Source organism: Sphingomonas kyeonggiensis, assembly GCF_030812785.1.
Lineage (GTDB): Bacteria > Pseudomonadota > Alphaproteobacteria > Sphingomonadales > Sphingomonadaceae > Sphingomonas > Sphingomonas kyeonggiensis_B.
Window position 1 is genome coordinate 661071 of record NZ_JAUSTJ010000002.1, and the last position, 22587, is coordinate 683657.

General features: G+C 66.7%; 18 protein-coding genes and 2 tRNA genes. 18 read left to right on the top strand and 2 right to left on the bottom strand.

The genetic code is table 11. The annotated features are described in order from the left end of the window. The first annotated feature begins 220 nt into the window (after window positions 1-220). The 6 genes from lon to J2W22_RS12560 all read left to right on the top strand — a co-directional run bounded on the left by lon (window position 221) and on the right by J2W22_RS12560 (window position 6609). Window positions 221-2617 (top strand): endopeptidase La, encoded by a 2397-nt coding sequence (lon, locus tag J2W22_RS12535; protein WP_307118585.1) that lies wholly within the window; start codon window positions 221-223, stop codon window positions 2615-2617. Window positions 2618-2784: 167 nt separating this feature from the next. Then, on the top strand, window positions 2785-3057 hold the full coding sequence (locus tag J2W22_RS12540) for an HU family DNA-binding protein (RefSeq protein ID WP_307118586.1): 273 nt from the start codon (window positions 2785-2787) through the stop codon (window positions 3055-3057). A 100-nt stretch (window positions 3058-3157) separates the two neighbouring features. Then, window positions 3158-3232: transfer RNA gene (locus J2W22_RS12545), tRNA-Val, on the top strand. A 140-nt stretch (window positions 3233-3372) separates the two neighbouring features. Continuing rightward, complete coding sequence (locus J2W22_RS12550; RefSeq protein ID WP_307118587.1) at window positions 3373-3750, top strand: hypothetical protein; 378 nt, start codon at window positions 3373-3375, stop codon at window positions 3748-3750. An 88-nt stretch (window positions 3751-3838) separates the two neighbouring features. Then, window positions 3839-5911 carry a M13 family metallopeptidase gene (locus J2W22_RS12555; RefSeq protein WP_444875417.1) on the top strand — a complete coding sequence of 691 codons (2073 nt, stop codon included), beginning with the start codon at window positions 3839-3841 and terminating at the stop codon, window positions 5909-5911. Between the two features lie 158 nt (window positions 5912-6069). After that, on the top strand, window positions 6070-6609 hold the full coding sequence (locus J2W22_RS12560) for a hypothetical protein (RefSeq protein WP_307118588.1): 540 nt from the start codon (window positions 6070-6072) through the stop codon (window positions 6607-6609). 161 nt (window positions 6610-6770) lie between these two features. On the opposite strand, the gene bla is transcribed toward J2W22_RS12560, so the two are convergent. Further along, entirely contained in the window at window positions 6771-7667 is an 897-nt protein-coding gene (gene bla, locus J2W22_RS12565; protein ID WP_307118589.1) for a subclass B3 metallo-beta-lactamase, read from the bottom strand. Between the two features lie 196 nt (window positions 7668-7863). On the opposite strand from bla, the gene J2W22_RS12570 reads away from it, so the two are divergent. From J2W22_RS12570 to J2W22_RS12585, 4 genes are all read left to right on the top strand, one after another. Continuing rightward, on the top strand, window positions 7864-8748 hold the full coding sequence (locus J2W22_RS12570; protein ID WP_307118590.1) for an EamA family transporter: 885 nt from the start codon (window positions 7864-7866) through the stop codon (window positions 8746-8748). A 166-nt stretch (window positions 8749-8914) separates the two neighbouring features. Continuing rightward, on the top strand, window positions 8915-10174 hold the full coding sequence (locus J2W22_RS12575; RefSeq protein ID WP_307118591.1) for a metal-dependent hydrolase family protein: 1260 nt from the start codon (window positions 8915-8917) through the stop codon (window positions 10172-10174). Window positions 10175-10365: 191 nt separating this feature from the next. Then, window positions 10366-12027 carry a hypothetical protein gene (locus tag J2W22_RS12580; protein WP_307118592.1) on the top strand — a complete coding sequence of 554 codons (1662 nt, stop codon included), beginning with the start codon at window positions 10366-10368 and terminating at the stop codon, window positions 12025-12027. Between the two features lie 79 nt (window positions 12028-12106). Continuing rightward, the gene (locus J2W22_RS12585) at window positions 12107-14797 is read left to right on the top strand and encodes a TonB-dependent receptor domain-containing protein (RefSeq protein WP_307118593.1); all 2691 of its coding nucleotides are present in this window, start codon (window positions 12107-12109) and stop codon (window positions 14795-14797) included. A 78-nt stretch (window positions 14798-14875) separates the two neighbouring features. Here J2W22_RS12585 and J2W22_RS12590 read toward each other — a convergent pair whose 3' ends face one another. Then, entirely contained in the window at window positions 14876-15547 is a 672-nt protein-coding gene (locus J2W22_RS12590; RefSeq protein WP_307118594.1) for a prolyl hydroxylase family protein, read from the bottom strand. Between the two features lie 118 nt (window positions 15548-15665). On the opposite strand from J2W22_RS12590, the gene J2W22_RS12595 reads away from it, so the two are divergent. The 8 genes from J2W22_RS12595 to J2W22_RS12630 all read left to right on the top strand — a co-directional run bounded on the left by J2W22_RS12595 (window position 15666) and on the right by J2W22_RS12630 (window position 22560). After that, window positions 15666-16763: a GspE/PulE family protein gene (locus J2W22_RS12595; protein ID WP_307118595.1), complete on the top strand. Its 1098-nt coding sequence runs from the start codon at window positions 15666-15668 to the stop codon at window positions 16761-16763. 67 nt (window positions 16764-16830) lie between these two features. After that, window positions 16831-16907, top strand: a tRNA-His gene (locus J2W22_RS12600). A gap of 65 nt (window positions 16908-16972) precedes the next feature. Then, entirely contained in the window at window positions 16973-18025 is a 1053-nt protein-coding gene (locus J2W22_RS12605; RefSeq protein ID WP_307118596.1) for a Leu/Phe/Val dehydrogenase, read from the top strand. Window positions 18026-18099: 74 nt separating this feature from the next. Beyond that, the gene (locus J2W22_RS12610; RefSeq protein ID WP_307118597.1) at window positions 18100-19704 is read left to right on the top strand and encodes a M20/M25/M40 family metallo-hydrolase; all 1605 of its coding nucleotides are present in this window, start codon (window positions 18100-18102) and stop codon (window positions 19702-19704) included. A gap of 79 nt (window positions 19705-19783) precedes the next feature. Then, the gene (locus J2W22_RS12615) at window positions 19784-20419 is read left to right on the top strand and encodes a hypothetical protein (protein ID WP_307118598.1); all 636 of its coding nucleotides are present in this window, start codon (window positions 19784-19786) and stop codon (window positions 20417-20419) included. Window positions 20420-20517: 98 nt separating this feature from the next. After that, window positions 20518-20979 (top strand): carboxymuconolactone decarboxylase family protein, encoded by a 462-nt coding sequence (locus J2W22_RS12620; protein WP_307118599.1) that lies wholly within the window; start codon window positions 20518-20520, stop codon window positions 20977-20979. Further along, on the top strand, window positions 20976-21836 hold the full coding sequence (locus tag J2W22_RS12625; RefSeq protein ID WP_307118600.1) for a sigma-70 family RNA polymerase sigma factor: 861 nt from the start codon (window positions 20976-20978) through the stop codon (window positions 21834-21836). Before J2W22_RS12620 ends, J2W22_RS12625 begins: the two co-directional genes overlap by 4 nt. A 292-nt stretch (window positions 21837-22128) precedes the next feature. Next, window positions 22129-22560 (top strand): hypothetical protein, encoded by a 432-nt coding sequence (locus tag J2W22_RS12630; protein ID WP_307118601.1) that lies wholly within the window; start codon window positions 22129-22131, stop codon window positions 22558-22560. The last annotated feature ends 27 nt before the right edge of the window (window positions 22561-22587 follow it).

The following is a 22587-nucleotide window of genomic DNA, read 5'->3' on the forward strand; positions in this document are numbered from 1 at the left end:
CGGAACGGGCCCGGCAATGGCCCGATCGAATCAGGAGCGATTTCGGGGGCCTGATCATGCCGCATTGGGCGCGCGCTTGTCCGTTCCAGACGGAAAAATGCTTGCCCCTGCCGCTACGGCAAGCAACACTCCACAGCCTAAGAGCGTTCGCAGATTGATGCGGGCTCCGCGACCCCCATATAATGGAGGAGAGGAGCCCTGTGCGGGCTCAGGAGTATTCATGAAGCAGTCCTACCCCGTTCTTCCCCTTCGGGACATCGTCGTCTTCCCGCACATGATCGTGCCGCTGTTCGTCGGCCGCGACAAGTCGGTTGCCGCGCTCGAGGCCGCCATGGCCGACGACAAGGAGATCTTCCTGGTCGCGCAGCTCGATCCTGCCGAGGACGATCCCGGCCGCGAAGACCTGTACGATACCGGCGTCTCCGCCGAAGTCCTTCAGCTGCTCAAGCTGCCCGACGGCACCGTCCGCGTGCTCGTCGCCGGCAAGGAGCGCGGTGCGCTGGTCACTATGGAGGAGGGCGGCGCCTTCCTCACCGCGAGCGTCAAGCCGATCGATGACGATGCCGTCGAAGGCACCGAGATCCAGGCGCTGATGCGCTCGGTCGTCGATCAGTTCGAGAATTACGCCAAGCTCAACCGCAAGCTGCCGGCCGAGACCGCCGTCCAGCTCGCCGAGCTCGAGGACGCCTCGCGCCTCGCCGATGCGGTTGCCGCCAACATAGCCGTCAAGGTCGCCGAGAAGCAGTCGCTGCTCGTCGAGACCAATCCGATGAAGCGCCTCGAGATGGTGTTCGCCTTCATGGAGGGCGAGCTCGGCGTGCTGCAGGTCGAGAAGAAGATCCGCAGCCGCGTGAAGCGTCAGATGGAGAAGACGCAGCGCGAATATTACCTCAACGAGCAGCTCAAGGCGATCCAGCGCGAGCTGGGCAATGAGGGCGAGGAAGGCGATGGCGACGAAGTCGCCGAGCTGACCCAGAAGATCGCCACGCTCAAGCTGTCGAAGGAAGCGCGCACCAAGGCCCAGTCGGAGCTCAAGAAGCTCAAGACCATGGCGCCGATGAGCGCCGAGGCGACGGTGGTGCGCAACTATCTCGACGTGCTGCTGGGCCTGCCCTGGGGCAAGAAGTCGAAGCTCAAGAAGGACATCGCCGAGGCGCAGGGCGTGCTCGACGAGGATCATTACGCGCTCGAGAAGGTCAAGGACCGGATCGTCGAGTATCTCGCGGTCCAGGCGCGCACCAACAAGCTGAAGGGGCCGATCCTGTGCCTCGTCGGCCCGCCGGGCGTCGGCAAGACTTCGCTGGGCAAGAGCATCGCCAAGGCGACCGGCCGCGAGTTCATCCGCCAGTCGCTGGGCGGCGTGCGCGACGAGGCCGAGATTCGCGGCCACCGCCGCACCTATATCGGCTCGCTGCCGGGCAAGATCGTGTCGAACCTCAAGAAGGCCGGCACCTCGAACCCGCTGTTCCTGCTCGACGAGATCGACAAGCTCGGCCAGGACTTCCGCGGTGATCCCGCCTCGGCGCTGCTCGAGGTGCTCGACCCGGAGCAGAACAACAAGTTCAACGATCACTATCTGGAGATCGACATCGATCTCTCGGACGTGATGTTCGTCTGCACCGCGAACTCGCTGAACCTGCCGCAGCCGCTGCTCGACCGCATGGAGATCATCCGGCTCGAGGGCTATACCGAGGACGAGAAGGTCGAGATCGCCGAGCGGCACCTGATCGAGAAGCAGATCGAGGCGCACGGCCTGAAGGAGGGCGAGTTCGTCCTCACCCAGGAAGGGCTGCGCAAGCTGATCCAGCAGTACACCCGCGAGGCGGGCGTGCGCACCCTGGAGCGCGAGATCGCCAAGCTCGCCCGCAAGGCGCTGCGCAAAATCCTGGAAGGCAAGGCCGAGAGCGTGACGATCACGCCCGAGAACCTCCACGAGTTCGCCGGGGTGCAGAAGTATCGCCACGGCCTTGGCGAGGAAGAGAACCAGATCGGCGCGGTCACCGGCCTGGCCTGGACCGAGGTGGGGGGCGAGCTGCTGACCATCGAGAGCGTCACCGTGCCCGGCAAGGGCATGATCAAGACGACCGGCAAGCTGGGCGACGTGATGAAGGAATCGGTCGAGGCCGCGTTCAGCTTCGTCAAGGCGCGCAGCCCCGCCTATGGCATCAAGCCGAGCCTGCTCCAGCGCAAGGACATCCATGTCCACCTGCCGGAGGGCGCGGTGCCCAAGGACGGTCCGTCGGCGGGCATCGGCTTGGTGACGGCGATCGTCTCGACGTTGACCGGCGTCTCGGTCCGCAAGGACATCGCGATGACCGGCGAAGTCACGCTGCGTGGCCGCGTGCTGCCGATCGGCGGGCTCAAGGAGAAGCTGCTCGCGGCGCTCCGTGGTGGTATCAAGACGGTGCTGATTCCGGAGGAGAACCAGAAGGACCTCGCCGAGATTCCGCAGAACATCCGCGACGGTCTCGAGATCGTGCCGGTCAAGCATGTCGACGAGGTGCTGCGCCTGGCGCTCACCGAGCCGCTCGTGTCGATCGACTGGAGCGAGGCGGACGAGCTGGCGGCCCAGCCGACGGTCGGCACGGCCGGCATTGGAGACGCCGTGCACCACTGATCCAGGTTAGGCCTGACCGTTCGGACACCGTAACCTTTTCGTCATTTGGAGGGAAAAGCGGGCCGAAACGTTTTGACAGCCCCAGCGGCGGCGTGCTGACGTGATCGCTCGGCCTGCCGCCGCGACTCGCGTATTTCTGCGTAATTCATGAGGGGGAACGTCACAAAATGAACAAGCAAGAGCTTATCGGACAGGTCGCCGATACCTCGGGCCTCGGGAAGGGCGATGCGAGCAAGGCTGTGGAAGCCGTGTTCGATGCCATCCAGACGGCGCTCAAGAAGGGCGACGAAGTTCGCCTGGTCGGCTTTGGCACCTTCTCGGTCAGCAAGCGCAAGGCATCGACGGGCCGCAACCCGCGCACCCGCGAGCCGATGACCATCAAGGCGTCGAACCAGCCGAAGTTCAAGGCGGGCAAGGGCCTCAAGGACGCGGTCAACTAAGACCGCACAAATGCGGGTTTTGGGGCTGGACAGCTGGGGCTGCGCCGCCTAAAGGCCCGCTTCCCATTTCGGCCGCCGAGGGTTTTCGGACCTGGCCAATGGGCGCGTAGCTCAGTGGTAGAGCACACCCTTCACACGGGTGGGGTCGTAGGTTCAATCCCTACCGCGCCCACCATTTCAAAGCCCGTCGGTGATCCGGCGGGCTTTTTTGGTTTGGCGAGACCGAATGCGGACGCCCTCTGCATCACGCCTGCACCTGTCCGCGGCATGCCTTGCCCGCGAAGGGAGAAGCACATGGTATTTCGCAGGCTCGCCATGACGATTGCGCTGTCCGTGCCGCTTGCCGCCTGTGGCGATGGCTGTGGGAATTACGTCGCCTCCAGGGCCGATGCGCCGGGTGGCGCCATGAGCGCGGTGATGTTCCAGCGGGACTGCGGCGCGACAACCGGCTTCACGACCCAGGTCTCGATTCTTCGGCCCGGCGAGTTACCCAACGGCAAGGGCAATGCCTTCATCGCGGACGACGATCATGGTGCAGCAAGGGCGGGCGATTGGGGCGGGCCCTGGGCGGAGATCCAATGGCTCGGTCCGGACCGTCTCCGCATTCGCTACGCATCGGGCACGCGCATCTTCCTCCGGCGCGAGGAAGAGGCCGGCGTGCGGATTACCTATCAGCAGGTGAACGAAGGATAGCGGCTCGCGCAAGGATGTTGCGCGGTCCCCGACAGCATGACAGTCTGTTCCCAGACGCGCCTAACGTCTCAATTTCGGGGGACCTCCATTGAAGAAGATTCTGCTGCTCGCCTCGGCCATGGCCGTGCTCGCGGTGCCTGCCATCGGTTTCAGCCAGCAGTCCGCCGCGCCTGTCGCCGCGGGTGCCACCGCTGATGCCGGCGCAACCCGCTACGGCGCCTGGGGCTTCGACCTCACCGGCATGGACAAGAGCGTGAAGCCGGGCGACGACTGGTACCGGTTCGTCAACGGCGCCTGGGTCGATCGCACGACGATCCCCGCCGATCGCTCGTCCTTCGGCGCCTTTGCCGTGCTGCGCGACCTGTCCGAAGTGCGCATGCGCAGCCTGATCTCGGGCTATAGCGCCACCGACACCGCGCATCCGGACCGGATGAAGGCGGCGATCCTGTACAATGGCTTCATGGACGAGGCGACGGCCGAGAAGCTCGACGCCCAGCCGCTCGCCGAGCGGCTGGCGCCGGTCAAGGCTGCGGCGAGCAAGGACGACCTGGCGAAGCTGATGGGTGCCTCGACCGGCGGCTTCGGCGGTAGCTTCTTCGGTATCGGTGTGAACGACGATGCCAAGAACCCGGACGTCTATGCCCTGTACCTTCGCCAGTCGGGCCTGGGTCTCGGCGACCGCGACCTCTATCTCGATGCCAAGTTCGCGCCGCAGGTCGCACGCTACCAGCAATATGTCGCGCAGCTGCTCGGCATGGCGGGCTGGGCGGATGCCGATGCGGCGGCGGCCAAGGTGGTCGCGATGGAGACCCAGATCGCCAAGGCGCACTGGACCCGCGCGCAGAGCCGCGACCGCGACAAGACCTACAACCCGACCAGCGTCGCCGAGCTCAAGGCATCGGCGCCGGGCTTCGGCTGGGACAGCTTCTGGGCGGCGGCCGGACTCACCAGGGCGGATCGGGTGATCGTCGCGCAGAACAGCGCGATCCCGCTGCTCGCCAAGGTCTTCGCCGATACCGATCTCGACACGCTCAAGGCCTGGCAGGCCTTCCGCACCGCCGATGATATCGCGCCTTTGCTGTCGAAGCGCTTCGTCGATGCGCAGTTCGAGTTCCGCTCGAAGTTCATGAACGGCCAGCCGCAGCAGCGCGACCGCTGGAAGCGCGCGGTGGCGTTCACCGAGCGCGGCGTCGGCGAGGGTGTGGGCCGCGACTATGTCGCGCTCTATTTCCCGCCGGCTTCCAAGGCAAAGATGGACACGCTGGTCAGCAACCTGCGCGTCGCGCTTGCGGGCCGGATCAACGGCCTCGCCTGGATGAGCCCGGCGACGAAGGAGCAGGCCCAGGCCAAGCTCAAGGGCTTCACCGTCAAGATCGGCTATCCCGACAAGTGGCGCGATTATTCGGCGCTCGAGGTCAAGGCGGGCGATCTGGTCGGCAATGCCGAGCGCGCCGGCCGCTTCGAATGGGACTATCGCCGCAACCGGCTGGGCGGGCAGGTCGACAAGGCCGAGTGGGGCATGACGCCGCAGACGGTGAACGCCTACTATAACTCGGTGAAGAACGAGATCGTCTTCCCGGCCGCGATCCTGCAGCCGCCCTTCTTCGATCCCCAGGCCGATGACGCGGTCAACTATGGCGGCATCGGCGGCGTGATCGGCCACGAGATCAGCCACGGCTTCGACGACCAGGGCCGCAAGTCCGACGGCAACGGCGTGCTGCGCGACTGGTGGACGGCGGAGGACGCGGCCAAGTTCGAGGCTCAGGCCTCGATCCTCGGCGCCCAGTATGAGGCCTATACCTTTGAGGGCCTGCCCGGCGTCCACATCAACGGCCGCGCCTCGATGGGCGAGAATATCGGCGATCTCGGCGGCGTGCTGATCTCGCTCGACGCCTATCACCAGTCGCTGAAGGGCAAGAAGGCCAAGGTGATCGACGGCTATACCGGCGACCAGCGCTTCTTCCTCGGCTGGGGCCAGGTGTGGCGCACGCTGTTCCGCACCGAGGCGCTGCGCCAGCAGCTGGTCGGCGATCCGCACTCGCCGGGCCAGATCCGCGCGATCAACCCGCTGCGCAATGTCGATGCCTGGTATGCGGCCTGGAAGATCACGCCGGACCAGAAGCAATATGTCGCGCCGGACAAGCGCGTCCGCATCTGGTGAGCTGATCCTCTCGAGTTGAACGAGCCCGCCGGTGGAAGCGCCGGCGGGCTTTTTCGTGCCGCGCCTGCACAGCCTCTGCACAGGCTTTCCTCCGAAAGCTGGTTGGCGCTTTCCGCCGCGGAAGCGCACAGCTTGAACGTCAACAAAGGGAGGCAGGCATGGCAGCGCAGACGATGAACCACCCGCACACCGGCAACCGGCTGCGGATCGCGGCGTGGAGCGTGGCGGCGGGACTGCTGCTGCTGCCGGCGGTCGCGATGCAGTTCACCCGCGAAGTCGTCTGGGGGCCACTAGATTTCCTCGTCGCCGGCGCGCTGATCGGCGGCGTCGGCCTGACCTTCGAGCTCGCCGTCCGCACGCACCAGAGCACCGCCTATCGCGCCGGCGCGGCGGTGGCGCTGCTCACCGCCTTCCTCACTGTCTGGGTCAACCTCGCCGTCGGGATGATCGGCGACGAGGACAATCCGATCAACCTGGTCTTTGCCGGGGTGCTGGCCGTGGCGGCGCTCGGCAGCCTGGTCGCCCGCTTCCGCCCGGCCGGCATGGCCTGGGCGATGCTGGCGACGGCGGCGGCGCAGGCCGCCACCATCCTCCCCGCGCTCGCCCAGGAGCCGCGCACCGCGCCGCTGATCGTGGCCTTTACCTTGCCCTGGCTGCTCTCGGCCGCGCTGTTCCGCGCTGCCGCTCGCGAAGGTTAGGTCATATCGACATTCAGCCTGAAACTCGAAATGCGCCTTTCCCCGGCGCAGGCCGGGGCCCAGACTAAGCAGTGCGCGGCGAAGACGCGCCAGGGCGCGCCACTTTCAAGTCTGGGCCCCGGCCTTCGCCGGGGAAAGAAGGGATAGAATGTCAGCGCGACCTACTTCGCCTTGCCCGCCTTCTCGTCCGCCAGCCGCTTCGCCAGCGCCGTCGCCGACCGATCGGCATAGGCCCGGCAGGCGCCCGGATCGACATAGGGGTTCGGCCGCACGCCCTTGGTGAAGCGCGCATATTTCTCCGGGCCGCCCGAATTGTCGGGATGCGCGCTGAACAGGATGTCGCAGGGCATGGCGCGCACCCTGGCCTGGGTCGAGCGGAAGCTCGCCACCGCCTCCGGATGCCGGGTGAAGCGATAGCCGTTCGCCGCCACCGGATTGAGGCTCGAGGCGAACACCATCGTACGGCACACCCGCCCCTCGCAGCTCCGCCAGGTCCAGCTCATGCTGCCCGGCGTATGCCCGGGCGTCGCCCGTGCGGTGACCGCGACATTGCCGAGCCGGATCACCTCGCCATCCTTCACCGCGCGCAGGCGCGAGACGGCGGGGAAGGGGACCAGCCAGGCCGCCTGGGGATCGTCCGGCGTGCTCATCCCCTGCTTCAGCGCGGTCACCGACCAGGCGCCGGCCAGCACCGTCGCGCCGCTGTCGCGCACCAGCGCGGCGAGCCCGCCGGCATGGTCGAAATGCGGCTCGGTGCTGAGGATCAGCTTCACGTCCTGGATGCGATAGCCGAGCTTCTGCAGGTTCGCCTCGACCGAGCGGACCGATTGCGGCACCGCGCCGTCGATCAGGATCAGCCCCTTGCCGCTGTCGATCAGCCCGACGTTCATGCCCTCGAAGCCGACCAGATAGCTGTTGCCGAACACCCGGATCGGTGCCTGCGGGCCGATCCACTTGGCGGCGGCCTCGGGCTCGATCGGGCGGGTGAGCGGATCGTCCTGCTGCGCCGTGGCGGCACTGGTGAGCAGGGCGAGGGCGGCGAGGTGGATCGACTTCATCCGGGGTTCCTTGGTTGCTGCCCGGGTGGAATGGTCGATCCGGTCGGCCCCGCACAAACCACCATTTCTCGGAAGAGCCATTAGCTGGATTGATGGCTCCTTTCCTGAGCCCTTGTTCCATCATCGTCATCTCAGCCTTCGCGGGGATGACGGAAGCGGTTATGGCCCGCGAATCAATGCGGTGGGAGTAAACGGCGTGCTTTGGGCAGTGGCGACGGTGGCGGCGGCGGGGTTCCAGGTGGGGCGCAACGCGCTGCAGCGGGGCATGATGTCCAACACCGGCCCCTGGGGCGCCACTTTGGTGCGCTTCCTGTTCGGCCTGCCTTTCTCGATCGTCTTCACCGCGATCGCCTTTGCGCTCAGCCCGCATCTCGATCCGCAGTTCGGCTGGGCGTTCTGGTGGCCGGCACTCACCGGCGCGGTGGCGCAGGTGCTGGCGACGGCGGCGCTGCTGCTCGCCATGCATCATGCCGGCTTCGCGGTGGGCACGGCGCTCCAGCAAAGCTCGGTGCCGCTCGCCGCCACCGTCGGCCTGGTCGTGTTCGGCGACAATCTCTCGGTGCTCGGCTGGACGGGCGTGGCGGTGACCACCCTCGGGCTCGCCCTGCTGGTCTGGCCGAAGAGGATCGAAGGCGCGCATCATCCGGTGCTGGGCGTCACCTATGGCGTCCTTTCCGGCCTGCTGTTCGGCTTCGCGCTCAACGCCTTCCGCCATGCCGGGCTGCGGCTCGAGCCGCATCATCCGGTCTTCTCGGCGATGGCCTGCGTCGCGATCGTCCAGGCGGTGCAGTCCGCCGGACTGGGGCTCTACCTTGCCGTGCGCGACCGTGCGGCGCTGGTCGCGGTGGCGAAGGGCTGGCGCCAGTCGCTGGGGGCAGGGCTGTTCGGGGCGCTGGCTTCCTCGGGCTGGTTCCTCGCGCTCAACCTTGCCCCCGCCGCGGCCGTGCGCGCGCTGGGCGTGATCGAGATGCCGATCGCCGCCGCGGCCGGCCACCGGCTGTTCCGCGAGAAGTTGAGCGTGAAGCAGATAATCGGCGTGCTGGTGATCACGGCCGGCGTGGCGATGACGGCGATGTACTGACAACATCGTCATCTCGACGAGTTAGCCGTTATCCCGGCGGAAGCCGGGATCTCAGGCGATGGCGGGAAAAGAGCCGCACGAGATCCCGACTTTCGTCGGGATGACGGTAGGGGGCGGGATGAAGGTAGGGGTGGCGTCGGCGCCTTCGCTTTGTCAGTCTTGCTGCATGACAAAGCTCCGCGCCTTCATCGCCCTTGCCGCGTTTCTCCTTCCCGGCACCGCGCTGGCGCAGAAGGCGCCGGTGCTGCTCGTGCCGGACCGCGTCTTCACTGCGACCGATCGCGCCGTCCATCCCGGCTGGAAGGTGCTCGTCGCCGACGGCAGGATCGTCGCGGTCGGCCCGGATGTCGCCGCGCCCGCCGGCGCCGATACGCTGGCGCTGCCCGGCACCACGCTGCTGCCCGGGCTGATCGACCTCCATGTCCATCTCTTCCTCCACCCGTACAACGAGACCAGCTGGAACGATCAGGTGATGAAGGAGCCGCTGGCGCTCCGTACCGCCCGCGCGGTCGCGCATGCGCGCGCGACGCTGCTCGCCGGCTTCACCACCGTCCGCGATCTCGGCACCGAAGGGGCGGGGGATGCCGACGCCGGGCTCAAGACTGCGATCCAGCAGGGCATCGTGCCGGGGCCGCGCCTGCTCATCGCCAGCCGCGCGCTGGTCGCCACCGGTGCCTATGGCCCCAAGGGTTATGCGTTCGACGTGCCCCAGGGGGCCGAGGAAGTGAGCGGAGAGGGGATCGTCGCCGCCGTGCGCCGCCAGATCGCGCACGGCGCGGACTGGGTGAAATTCTACGCCGATTATCGCTGGGGTCCGGGCGAGCCGAGCCGGGCGACCTTCAGCCTCGACGAGCTGAAGGCCGGCGTGGCCGCGGCGCATGATGCCGGGCGCAGGGTCGCGGTCCATGCCAGCACGCCCGAGGGGATGCGCCGGGCGATCCTGGCCGGTGCCGACACGATCGAGCATGGCAATGACGCGACGGGCGAAGTCTTCGCGCTGATGAAGGCGCATGATGTCGCCTTCTGCCCCACGCTCGCTGCCACCGACGCGATCACCCGCTATGGCGGCTGGAACGGCGCGGCGCCCGAACCCGAGGCGATCCGTGCCAAGCGGGCGAGCTATGCCGCGGCATTGAAGTCGGGCGTCACGATGTGTGCCGGCGGCGACACCGGGGTGTTCGCGCACGGCGCCAATGCGCGCGAGATCGAATTGATGGGGACCTGGGGCATGGCGCCGGACGCTGCCTTGTGGACGGCGACGGCGGGCAATGCGGCGATCCTCGGCATGTCGGATCGCATCGGCAGCATCGCGCCGGGCCAAATCGCCGATCTCGTCGCGGTCGCGGGCGATCCGCTCAAGGATCTGTCCGCGCTCGAAAATGTCCGGCTCGTGATGCAATCGGGCAACATCCTCACCAAACCGTGAACCGTTTCGGGGCATTCCGCCCCGGATGTCACAATCGAGTCATGTGACTGTCTCTGAAACGTCTTCGATTCCGCGCCGACGAGTAACAATGCGTCCCTAGCGCGCCCTTGCGGCCGACGGGGGTAAGCCGAGTCGATCCCGCACCGTATTTCGAATTCGTGCAACCCGGCGTCCGCCGGAACGGAGATCCTATGGCCAGCTTCAAACGCGTCAGCCTTATCATGATGACTACCATTGCATGTGGCGCCCTGGCGGCCTGCGATGGCGCGAACGACATCGCCTCGCCGGGCACCGGCGGCAACGTCATCATCAACAACCCGCCGGCTCCGACGCCGTCGCCGACCCCGACGCCGACCACGGCGCTGGTGACCCCGGCCACGGGCTGCCCGACGATCGCCGATCCGAAGGGCCTGACCAACGACGGCACCATCAAGGGCCCGACCGGCGAATGGCGCGTCTGCACCCTGCCGTCGATCATCTCGGCCAGCGTGACGCTGCCGAAGATCGCCGGCCTGGTCTATCAGCTCAAGGACCGCGTGAACGTCGGCTGCGACGGCGGCTTCACCGCGCCGACCGGCGCCGCGCCGCGCGCCAGCTCGACCGTGGGCTGCACTGCCGCGAACGGCTTCACCCTGAACGGCGCCGGCCAGCTGTCCGCCGACACCAACGTGACGCTGACCATCGCGCCGGGCGTGATCCTGTTCGGTGGCACCGGCACCTCGTGGCTCGCGGTCAACCGCGGCAACAAGATCGCCGCCAACGGCACCGCCACCGCGCCGATCATCTTCACCAGCCGCGACAACCTGCTCGGTCTCGCCGACGACACCTCGATCGGCCAGTGGGGCGGTGTGGTGCTGATGGGCCGCGCCAAGATCACCGACTGCAACACCGGCACCACTGCGGCCGGCACCTGCGAGCGTGAGACCGAGGGCGCCTCGGGCACCGGCCCGGCCACCTTTGGCGGCACCGACGACACCTACAATGCCGGCAGCATCAAGTACACGCAGATCCGCTATTCGGGTTATGTGCTCGGTGCGAACGTCGAGCTTCAGGGCCTGACCACCGAAGGCACCGGCAGCGGCACCACGCTGGATTCGGTCCAGAGCCACAACAGCTCGGACGACGGCGCGGAGTTCTTCGGCGGCACCGTCAAGTTCAAGCACTACATCGCCACCGGCGCCGATGACGACAGCCTCGACATCGACACCGGCCTGCAGGGCTTCTTCCAGTACGTCCTGCTGCTGCAGCGTCCGGGTCAGGGCGACGCCCTGATGGAAGTCGACAGCAACAACAACGAAGCCGACACGCCGCGTCAGGTGACCCGCGTCGCCAACTTCACGGCGGTCCAGCCGCAGACCAGCGCCAACAACGAAGCCAATGACCAGGCCTCGATCCTGCTGCGCGGCAACGCTGATCTGACCCTCGTCAACGGCCTGGTGATCAGCCCGGCCAACGAGTGCCTGCGCATGAACGGTTCGGGCGGCGCCAATGCGGCTACCCTGATCGCTCGTGCGGTCGCGATGCAGTGCAACGCCACCAAGTATCTCGGCACCGGCAGCTACACCGCTGGCCAGGTCCAGACCTTCTTCGGCACCGGTGCGAACGGCAACAACGACGCGTTCACGCCGTCGCTGACCAGCCTGTTCATCAACGGCGCCAACGAGACGGCTGTCGCCGCGATCGATCCGAAGACGGTGGACGCCACCGGCTTCTTCGACACGACGACCTATGCCGGCGCGGTCAAGGACGCGAACGACAACTGGTACAAGGTCTGGACCTGCAACTCCGGCTATGCGGCCTTCGACGACACGACGAATGCCAACCGCCGCTGCTCGTCGCTCCCGACGAACTGAGGCCAGCCCGATCTGAGACTGGGCGGGGCGTGGCCACGGGCAACGCTCCGCCCTTTCAGGATTTGCATTGGGGGTTACCATGACGAAGCCGCTCCGGCTTGCCAGCCTGTTCCTTTTCACTTCGGCGCTCGTTGCGCCTTCCCTTGTCTGGGCGCAGACCACGCCTTCGACGCCGGACACTTCCGGCGGCCAGTCCGACGCGCCGGCTCCCGCCCAGGACCAGGCTGCACCTCAGGAAGAGCAGGCTCCGGACGTTTCGGTTCCGGGCGGCGACGCCATCGTGGTGACCGGTCGCCGCGTCAACGTCGCGCGTGACACCCCGCAGGTGGTCTCGGTGCTGTCGAGCGCCGATATCGCCCGCACCGGCGAAGGCGACATCGCCGGCGCCCTTGGCCGGGTCACCGGCCTCAGCGTGGTCGGCAACGGCTATGTCTATGTCCGCGGCCTCGGCGATCGCTATTCGCTCGCGCTGCTCAACGGCTCGCCGCTGCCCAGCCCCGAGCCGCTCAAGCGCGTCGTGCCGCTCGACATCTTCCCGACCAACGTGGTCTCGTCCTCGCTGGTCCAGAAGAGCTATTCGACCAACTTCCCCGGCGAGTTCGGCGGCGGCGTCATCAACCTGACGACCAATTCGGTGCCGAAGGAAAGCTTCCTCACGGTCAGCGGCGGTGTCGGTGCCAATCTCGTGACCACCGGCCATGTCGGCTATGTCTATGCCGGCGGCGGTCATGACTGGACCGGCTATGACGACGGCTCGCGCGATCTGCCCCCGGCGCTCGCGGCCTTCTTCGCCAGCGGCGAGAAGATCAGCTCGGGCAACATCGATACCCAGGCGATCGCGGGCCAGCTGGTCAATGCCAAGAACGCGCTGGTCCAGCGCCAGTCGCGCATCGGCCCGAACTGGTCGGCGACGATCTCGGGCGGTGCCTCCTTCCCGGTCAGCGACGACGTCACGCTCGGTGTGATCGCGACGGGCGGCTACAGCAACAAGTGGACGACGCGCGACGCGATCCAGCAGACCTCGCTGAACAGCGATATCTCGACGCTGGAGAATGATTTCCGCCGGGTCTCCACCGACAACCGTATCGTCACCAACGGCCTACTCGGCCTCGGCCTCGAATTCGGCGACAACAAGATCCGCTGGACCAACCTCTACATCCACGACACGCTGAAGCGTGCGCGTCTCGGCCTCGGCAAGACCAACAACAACGCCGTCACCGACGTCATGCAGCAGGATACCGCCTGGTACGAGCGCCAGCTGGTCAACACCCAGCTGGTCGGCGAGTTCAAGTTCAGCCCCGAATGGAGCCTCGACCTTCGCGCCAGCTATGCGAACTCGAAGCGCAAGGCCCCGAGCGAGCTGACGCTGGAATATGTCCGCACCAACGTCGCGTCGGACCTCTATGGCGCCTATTTCGTCAATCGCCTCAACAACGGCAACAATGGCGATGCGCACATCAGCTATTCGGACCTGAACGAAGACCTGTATTCGGGCGGCGCGGACCTCACCTTCAAGCCGATCACCGATCTGGCGCTGACGGCGGGCTATTCGTACCTCAAGACCAAGCGCGACAGCTCGCGCCGCGACTTCCAGTTCACGGCGCCGAGCAGCTTCCCGACCGCGGTCGGCATGCTGCGCCCGGACCTGCTGCTCGGCTCGGCGATCATCGATTACTACAACATCGCACTGATCGACACGAACGAGGGCGCCCCGGCGTTCCGCGCCGAGCTGGAGAACCATGCCGGCTACGGCAAGGTGAACTGGCAGGTGTCGCCCGAGCTCTCGCTCGACTTCGGCGTCCGCTACGAGACGGCGACCGAGACGGTGGTTCCGCTCCAGGTGTTCAACACCCCGACCGGCAGCACCGCGGCGACCAACCTCGACAACAGCTACTGGCTGCCGGCCGCCACGCTGACCTGGCAGTTCCGCCCGGACATGCAGGTTCGCCTCAGCTCGTCGAAGACGATCGCCCGCCCGCAGTTCCGCGAGCTGATCTACCAATTCTATTTCGACCCGGACAGCAACCGCCAGTATCGCGGCAACCCGCTGCTCCAGGACAGCACGCTGGTGAACGCCGAAGCGCGCTACGAATGGTATTTCGCGCCGGAGCAGCGCCTGACGGTCGCGGGCTTCTACAAGCGGATCAAGAACCCGATCGAGACCTTCATCACCGGCAGTGACTTCGTCACCAGCTTCGCCAACGCGCCGCGTGCCGACCTGTATGGTGCCGAGCTCGAAGCGGTGAAGAAGTTCCCGCTCTCCAACTGGTCGGGCTCGAACTTCTTCGCGGATCGGCACCTGATCGCGATCGCCAACTACACCTACACCAAGTCGAAGCTGAAGGTGCAGCCGGGCGACCAGACCCGCATGTTCGCAGCGTCGTCGACGCTGGCGACCGACTATTTCCAGGACGGTTCGCCGCTCACGGGCCAGTCGGATCACCTCGTCAACTTCCAGTTCGGCATGGAAGACAAGGCCTCGCTCTCGCAGCAGACCTTGATCCTTTCCTATGCCAGCAAGCGCGTGACGAGCCGCGGCCTAGCGAACAGCGGCCAGCCGGACGTGTACGAATATCCGGGCCTCAACCTGGACTTCGTGCTGCGTCAGGGCGTGAACGTGATGGGCCGCCAGCTCGACCTGAAGCTCGAGGCGCGCAACATCACCAACCGGAAGCACAAGGAAACCCAGACGCTGGGCAAGAACACCGTGATCTACAACAATTATTCGGTGGGCCCGACGTTCAACTTCTCGCTCTCGACCACCTTCTGATCGCGAGCGTCCGGAACTGAAAAGGGAGCGGCCCGCCTGGCGGTGCCGCTCCTTTTTCGTGTCGTCGGGACTAAGAACTCACCAGCCCCAGGTCCTCTCGCGATACCATTGCGTGACGACGTATTTCAGCCCCGCACGGACCTTCATGGCGTGGTGGATGGTCGAGGGGTTGGGCGTGCCGTCGGGGCGGAGGTTGTTCCAGGCTACTACCTTGCCGGTTTCGGGCTGGATGATCTTGTCGACGGCCTTGAACCGCGTCGCGCCGCCGGCTTCGACTTCGTTGAGGTAGAGCATCACCGTCCAGGTGCGCTGCCCCGCGACCGCGCAATATTTGTCATAGTCGCGGCCCTGCGGCTCGAAATAGTCGGTGTGCGCCTTGAACTCCTGGCCGATCTCGTAGCGCTGGCCCTGCATCGGCTCGCCATGCGTCGGGTCGAGCCCGGTGAACGCCGTCATCCGCCGCTTCAGCTCGGTCGCCACCGGATCCTGCGAACTGAAGTCGCAGGTCTCGCTGGTGCGGAAGGCATAGTCGTCATTGGCGTCGGCGATCGTCGAGGGACGGCGCTCCGCATCGATCTTGATCATCAGCAGCTGGCAGAGCTCGGGCTCGAGGAAGTTCTTGGCGATGAACATCTGGATCTTGGGATGCGGCACGCGCTGCACGCCGGGCCAGCGCATGATGTGATCGACGACCGGCTCGGACGGATGGCCCGAGCCCAGATTGAGGAGCGGGGAGGCGGCATTCTGCATGGCGGCTTTCTGCCAAAAGCCACGCGAGCGCGCCAGCATGACGCGAAACAGTCACAAAATCGCAAGCGCGGTGTCACACGACCTGCCTAGCGAAGGGCGCTCCGCAAAGGGGACCCCTATGGAAATGGAAGCCGAAGCGCTGGCACTGGTGGCGGAAACTCCGCAGCCGCTGTTCTTTGCCGGCGCCCGGAGCGATTCGCCGGCAGAGGCGCTGATCGCCGAGGCTCGCCGCCGCCGCGCTTCGCATATCCATATCGAGACCGCGCCTGCAGCGATGATCGTGCGCATGCGGATCGCCGGCCAGCTTACCGAGCCGCGCCATTATCACGCCGATCCCTCGCTGATCTCGGAATTCAGCGCTCTGGTCGGCGCCGCGATCCTGACCCAGGGAGAGAGTGAACGGATCGTGCTGCGCATCGATGGCGGCGAGCAGCGCGAGCATGCTCTCGAAGCGATCGGGATGAGCCGCGCGATGGTCGATGCGCTGCTGCCGGCACTGCGCCGCGGTGGCCTCGTGCTCGTCGCCGGTGGGCCCGGCTCCGGTCGCAGCACGACTATCGCGGCGTTGCTCCGGCATTTCTCCGGCTCGCCGCGCCATATCGTGACGATCGGCACGCCACCGGTGGAGGGCGCGACCAGGATCGAGGGAATAGCCGGCGCCGCCGCGATTCGCGCCGCGCTGGAGCAGGATCCCGACATCATTGCGCTCGACGGGCTGGACGGCCGTGAGGCCGCCGCAGCAGCGGCCGAGGCGGCGGAGAGCGGGCATCTGGTGCTGGCCTCGATCGACGCGCCCGATGCCGTCTCCGCGATCCGGCGGATGCGCGACTGGCGGGTCGAGCCATTCCGCCTCGCGTCCACCGTCGCGGCGGTGCTCGCCCAGCGGCAAGTCCGCCGGCTCTGTTCCGATTGTCGCCGCCCGGTGCAGGCGCAGGGCTCGGTCTCGGCGCTGCTCGGTTTCGATTCGGGTGCGATCGTCTTCGAGGCGATGGGCTGCGAGAGTTGCGAGGGCACTGGCTTCACCGGCAGGACCGGCGTGTTCGAGGCGATCGTCGCCGATGGCGCGATCCGCCGGCTGATCAACGACGGCGGCGATGAGGCGATCCTGGCCCGCCACGCCTTCCTGCGCGCACCCAATCTCGGATCGGCCGCGCGGGCGCTGGTGCGGGAGGGTGTGACCACCCCGGAAGAGGCCGTGCGAATTTCCCGCGGATAAACCCGAAATATGTGGGGTAATTATCTTGCGCTTCGCTTCGGCCCCGGCTAAGCGCGCCTTCTTCACGGCGGTTGTAGCTCAGTTGGTTAGAGCATCGGTTTGTGGTACCGAGGGTCGCGGGTTCAAGTCCCGTCATCCGCCCCATTTCTTCCCCTTGTGACCGCACGCGGCCCACAGACGTGTGGCACTATCCCGCAGGAATGTAGCGCGTGATCACCGACTGGGGTTTCCCCGATTTCGACGACCATGAAGGCGTCCATCTGTTCAGCGACCGCGAATCGGGGCTGAGCGCAATCATCGCAGTCCATTCGTCCAAGCTCGGCCCGGCGGCCGGCGGCGTGCGCTTCTGGCACTATGCCGACCATCGCGCCGCGATCACTGACGCGCTGCGCCTGTCACGGGGCATGAGCTACAAGAACGCGATGGCCAACCTGCCACTCGGCGGCGGCAAGGGCGTGATCCTGGCGAGCCAGCCGGGCGCGACCGTCACCACCGCGCAGCTCGAGGCGTTCGGCCGTGCGGTCGAATCGCTCGGCGGCAAGTACGTCACGGCCGAGGATGTCGGCATGTCCGAGGAGCGGATGAAGGTCGTCGCGACCCAGACCCGCCATGTCTCGGGCCTGCCGGTCGCGGCCGGCGGCGCCGGCGGTGATCCCGGCCCGGTCACGGCGCGCGGGGTCTATCTCGGCCTCAAGGCAGCGGCGAAGCGCGGCCTGGGTGCCGATTCGATGAAGGACGTCCGCGTCGCCATCCAGGGCGTCGGTTCGGTCGGTGGCGGTGTCGCGCGCCTGCTCGCGGCGGATGGTGCGAAGCTGGTGCTGGCCGACGTCAATGCCGAGCGCGCCAAGGCCCTTGCGGCGGAACTGGGCGGCGAGGCAGTTGATGCCGCCGAGATCCTCGGGATCGAGACCGACGTGCTGAGCCCCAATGCGCTGGGTGCGATCTTCACCGAACAGTCGATCGCGGCGCTGAAGACCACGGTGGTCGCCGGCGGCGCGAACAACCAGCTCGCCACCCGCCAGGACGGCCACCGCCTCCACGACCGCGGCATCCTCTACGCCCCCGACTACGTGATCAACGCGGGCGGCATCATCAATGTCGGCTTGGAATATCTGGGCCAGGGCAACATGGCCGAGGTGCAGGCGCGCGTGGACAAGATCCCCGATCGCCTCATCGAAGTGTGGGACGAGAGCGCCCGCACCGGTGACCCAGAGAGCGAAGTCGCCGACCGTATCGCCCAGCGGCTGATCGGCCGGGGCTAAAGGCACCACAGACTTGCACGGGGGATGCGCGGCCAATAGCGTCGCGCATCCCCCTCGCATTTCTGCGGAGCCCCATGCGCACTTTCCTCCTCGCCACCGCCGCCCTGCTGATCGCGGCGCCGGCCACCGCTCAATCCGTCGATCCGGCCACCGTCGCCGTCCTGGTCGATCAGGGCACCAATCATTCGGAGGTGATGACCACCGCCGAATATCTCGCCGACGTGATCGGCCCGCGCATGACCAACTCGCCGGCGATGCGCGAGGCGGAGAAGTGGACGCAGGAGAAGTTCAGGGGCTGGGGCCTCACCGATGTCCATAAGGAAGGCTTCGATTTCGGCCGCGGCTGGTGGATCGAGAAGTCGAGCGTCCGCATGGTCGCGCCGCGTCCGGTCCAGCTCACCGCCATCCCGATCGCCTGGACGCCGGCGACCAATGGTCCGGTCACCGCTCCGGTGATCGTCGCGCCGCTGCGCAGCCCCGGCGACTTTGCCCAGTGGAAGGGCAAGCTCGCCGGCAAGATCGTGCTTACCTCCGCGCCCGGCACCGGTTCCGAGCCCAAGGAAGCGCCGTTCCAGCGGCTGAGCGACGAGGACCTCGCCAAGCTCGACGTCTATGAGGAACCGAGCTGGGATCCTGGCAAGCTCGACCAGTCGCTGAGCCGCGCCAAGTTCGAAGGCCAGCTGGCCAAGTTCCTCGCCGAGGAAGGCGCGGTCGCTTACGTCACGCGCTCGCGCAGCGACGGCAAGCTGATCCATGGCGAGGGCTATCTCCACCATATCGGCGAGACGCCCAAGGTGCCCGGCATCGAGATGGCGGCCGAGGATTATCGCCGCCTCGTCCGTCTCGCCTGGACCGGCAAGGCGCCGACGCTCGAGATCGATTCCAACGTCCATTTCAACGACAGCGATACCAAGGCCTACAACATCCTCGCCGACATCAAGGGCCGCGACCCCAAGGCCGGCTATGTCATGGCCGGCGCGCATCTCGACAGCTGGGTGGCGGGCGACGGCGCCGCCGACAATGGTGCGGGCAGCGCCGTGGTGATGGAAGCGGCGCGGATCATCGCCGCGAGCGGGATCAGGCCGAAGCGGACGATACGGTTTGCGCTGTGGGCCGGCGAGGAACAGAGCCTTTACGGCTCTATTGCGTACATCGAACAGCATCTCGCCAAGCGCCCGGCCTGGGATCATGTGCCGAGCGCGGACGAATTCTACTATAGCTGGGCGACGCGCTTCCCGATCACCCCGCTGCCGGGGCACAAGGAGCTGAGCGCCTATTTCAACCTCGACAATGGCTCGGGGAAGATCCGCGGCATCTATGCCGAGAACAACATGGCAGCGGTGCCGATCTTCCGCGAATGGCTCGCGCCCTTCGCCTCGATGGGCGCCTCGACTGTGGCGATCCAGAAGACCGAGGGCACCGACCACCAGTTCATGCAGGCGGTCGGCATCCCGGCCTTCCAGTTCATCCAGGATCCGCTCGACTACGAGACCCGGGTGCACCACACCCAGCTCGACACCTTCGATCACCTGAAGGCGACGGACATGCGCCAGGCGGCGATCATCCTGGCGGCATTCCTGCTCGACGCCGCCAATGCCGACAAGCCGCTGCCGCGCCTGCCGATCCCGACCCAGCCGAACGTCACCGATCCGTTCGCGGCACCGGCCGAGGGGAAATAGCCGCCGGCACCGATACGGACCGAAAAGCCCCACGCCCTCCGCGCCCGGCATGATATTCCGGGCCGGAAGGGGAGGGGCGATGTCCGAATTCTGCGTGGAAGCCGTTGCGGGCCAGAAGAGCGTCACGATCGAGATCGCCACCGGGGATTTCGAGGCGCTCCGCCAGGATGGCTATTCGCTCTGCCTGGCCAAGAAGCTCACCGCGGGCGGTGTGGACTATGACGTCGTCTGGCGCTCGGACCCGAACTTTCTCCCGTCCAACACGCTGAGCTGGATTCCGGATTTCCAGCTGTTCGCGACGAACCAGTTCGCCGAGGGCCAGCTGGTCAATCCCGCGACCAATGTCGTGGTGATCGGCCAGGGCGAGACGAGCACGCTCGATCAGAACGGGATATTGCACGAGGCCGTCCCGGGCGGACCGCCCATGGGGTTCGTCATGGTGAATGAGTTCGGCCCGATCCATCCCGGGCTGAACCAATGGCTCACCTGGATCGATGGCAGCATGCAGCCGCTGCCGATTTTCGTCCTGCCCTATGCGGCGGTGCCCGGGACGGTCGATTTCCAGCCGATCGATACCGTGCTCGTCTGGTTCGAGCAGGATATCGAGACCTCGGTGATCTTCACCACGCCGCGCGCCAACGCGGTCGAGATCGACCTGACCTATGCCAGCTCGGCGACGCGGCTCTATTCCGACGGAGCCTGGTCGACGCCCTGAGAAGATATTTTCGCGGGTTGGCGAAAAAAATACGGCGGCATGTCACATCCCGCGCGGCCATCTCGTCATGCATGCGTCCACACAAAAGGAGACGCATGATGACCGGCCGCCTCGACCTCTACACCGCCGCCCCCGCCGAGATGAAGGTGTGGCTCGAAATGTCGCTCAAGATCGCCCCCAAGATCGAGCACAGCCTGCTCGAGCTGGTGAAGATCCGTGCCTCGCAGATCAACGGCTGCGCCAACTGCCTGAACATGCACACCGCCGATGCCCGTAAGGCCGGCGAGACCGAGCAGCGCCTCTATCTGCTCAGCGCCTGGCACGAGGCGCCCTGCTTCACGCCGCGCGAGCGCGCCGCATTGGCATGGACCGATGCGTTGACTCTGGTATCCACGGCACGGGCGCCGCAGGCGGTCTATGAGGAATTCGCCTTCGAGTTCAGCCCGGAGGAACAGGTGCAGCTTACCCTGATGATCAACGTGATCAACGGTTGGAACCGCCTCGCGGTCGGCTTCGAGCTGTTCTACGAAGCCAAGCCGGCCATGGTGGCGGCAGCGTGAGCGGCGCGGACGCAGCGGCCATCTTCGATCCGCTGCGTCCGCGGCTGGCGCGTATTGCCTATCGCATGCTCGGCTCGGTCGCGGACGCCGAAGACGTGGTGCAGGACGCGTTCCTGCGCTGGCTCGACACCGACCGCGACCAGGTCCGCGAGCCCGAGGCGTTCCTGCGCCGGGTGGTGACGCGGCTGTGCCTCGACCAGCTCAAGTCGGCCCGGGCGCGGCGGGAGACCTATGTCGGCCCCTGGCTGCCCGAGCCCGTGGTCGAGGAGGAGGACGAAGTGGAGGACGTGACGCTTCCGCTGATGATGGCGCTGGAACGCTTGTCGCCGCTCGAGCGTGCCGCCTTCCTGCTCCATGACGTGTTCGGCGTGAGCTTCGACGAAGTGGGCGAGACGATCGGGCGCGATCCCGCCGCCGCGCGCCAGCTCGCCAGCCGGGCGCGCACCCATGTCCGCGCCGCGCGCCCGCGCTACGAGATGCCGAAGGAGAAGGGGATGGAGATCGTCGCCGCCTTCTTCGCTGCCTCGCGCAGCGGCGACATGACCGCGTTCCGCGGCCTGCTCGCCGACGACGTCACCACCTGGTCGGACGGCGGCGGCAAGGTCCCTGCGGGGCTGCGTCCGATCCACGGCGTCGACGACAACATGAAGCTCTATGCCTCGCTGGCGCGCTTCTTTGCCAAGGAGATGTCGAAGATCGTGCGCTACGGCATGATCAACGGGCTGCCGGGCTTCGTCTCGATCGAGCTGGGTGGCGTGCTCCAGACGACGGCGCTGGCGATCGAGGACGGCAGGATCACCGGCATCTATGTGACGCGCAATCCGGACAAGCTGGGGCATCTTGGCGCGATGCATTGAGGGGCGTGATGTTGGCTGTGGGCATCGCGATCGAAAGCCTGGCGTCGCCCGGATCTTCACCGTCACCCCGGCCTTGTGCCGGGGTCTACCAAGAGGCGAGGGCAGGGCTCAGAACTCCAGTCCAGTCGGTGCGGCACGGTGGACCCCGGCACAAGGCCGGGGTGACGAAGTATTTGTGGAGATCGCGACCATTTATCCAGGGGGCTTCCGCGAGGTGCTGTGGTGACATGTCTCCAAACATTAACCCTCGCCGTTATGCCGCTGGAAACGCCGGATGGGTCAGGCGGGGGACATGCGCGCCGCACTCCTGTTTCTAGTCCCCCTGGCGCTCGCCGCCTGCAACCAGACCAATGGCAAGGCCGCGGACGAGATCACCGGCCATCGCTGGGCGCGTGCCGCGGCCGAATGCGACGATACCTATTTCACCTTCTCGCCGGACGTGATCGATTTCGTACGCAAGGGGCGGGCGATGAACTCGCTGCCGGTGCGACGCGTCGTCACCGACGCTTCGGACCCCAATACGGTGATGTTCGTGATCGAGGTCGACAGCGCGCTCGCCGTCCGGCCGGAGTCGCGCAAGGACGCCGCCGACGTGGCGATGGCGTTCCGGATCGAGGGCGACAGCCTCCGCCTCGTCGGCCAGGGCGCGCCGGACCGGCTGCTGCCGGTGTCGGTGGGAGAGGGCGGCTTCCCGGCGATGACCCTGCGGCGCTGTCCCGGCTGAGCGGCTCGCGGCAACGCACGGAACCTG

What these genes read in the sequence shown, in the direction of transcription:
- bla (WP_307118589.1), bottom strand. Translation starts at nt 7,667, where the DNA reads ATGAAGTCGATCCACCTCGCCGCCCTCGCCCTGCTCACCAGTGCCGCC.
- J2W22_RS12620 (WP_307118599.1), top strand. Translation starts at nt 20,518, where the DNA reads ATGACCGGCCGCCTCGACCTCTACACCGCCGCCCCCGCCGAGATGAAG.
- lon (WP_307118585.1), top strand. Translation starts at nt 221, where the DNA reads ATGAAGCAGTCCTACCCCGTTCTTCCCCTTCGGGACATCGTCGTCTTC.
- J2W22_RS12590 (WP_307118594.1), bottom strand. Translation starts at nt 15,547, where the DNA reads ATGCAGAATGCCGCCTCCCCGCTCCTCAATCTGGGCTCGGGCCATCCG.
- J2W22_RS12630 (WP_307118601.1), top strand. Translation starts at nt 22,129, where the DNA reads ATGCGCGCCGCACTCCTGTTTCTAGTCCCCCTGGCGCTCGCCGCCTGC.
- J2W22_RS12575 (WP_307118591.1), top strand. Translation starts at nt 8,915, where the DNA reads ATGACAAAGCTCCGCGCCTTCATCGCCCTTGCCGCGTTTCTCCTTCCC.
- J2W22_RS12615 (WP_307118598.1), top strand. Translation starts at nt 19,784, where the DNA reads ATGTCCGAATTCTGCGTGGAAGCCGTTGCGGGCCAGAAGAGCGTCACG.
- J2W22_RS12560 (WP_307118588.1), top strand. Translation starts at nt 6,070, where the DNA reads ATGGCAGCGCAGACGATGAACCACCCGCACACCGGCAACCGGCTGCGG.
- J2W22_RS12595 (WP_307118595.1), top strand. Translation starts at nt 15,666, where the DNA reads ATGGAAATGGAAGCCGAAGCGCTGGCACTGGTGGCGGAAACTCCGCAG.
- J2W22_RS12550 (WP_307118587.1), top strand. Translation starts at nt 3,373, where the DNA reads ATGACGATTGCGCTGTCCGTGCCGCTTGCCGCCTGTGGCGATGGCTGT.
- J2W22_RS12610 (WP_307118597.1), top strand. Translation starts at nt 18,100, where the DNA reads ATGCGCACTTTCCTCCTCGCCACCGCCGCCCTGCTGATCGCGGCGCCG.
- J2W22_RS12540 (WP_307118586.1), top strand. Translation starts at nt 2,785, where the DNA reads ATGAACAAGCAAGAGCTTATCGGACAGGTCGCCGATACCTCGGGCCTC.
- J2W22_RS12585 (WP_307118593.1), top strand. Translation starts at nt 12,107, where the DNA reads ATGACGAAGCCGCTCCGGCTTGCCAGCCTGTTCCTTTTCACTTCGGCG.
- J2W22_RS12580 (WP_307118592.1), top strand. Translation starts at nt 10,366, where the DNA reads ATGGCCAGCTTCAAACGCGTCAGCCTTATCATGATGACTACCATTGCA.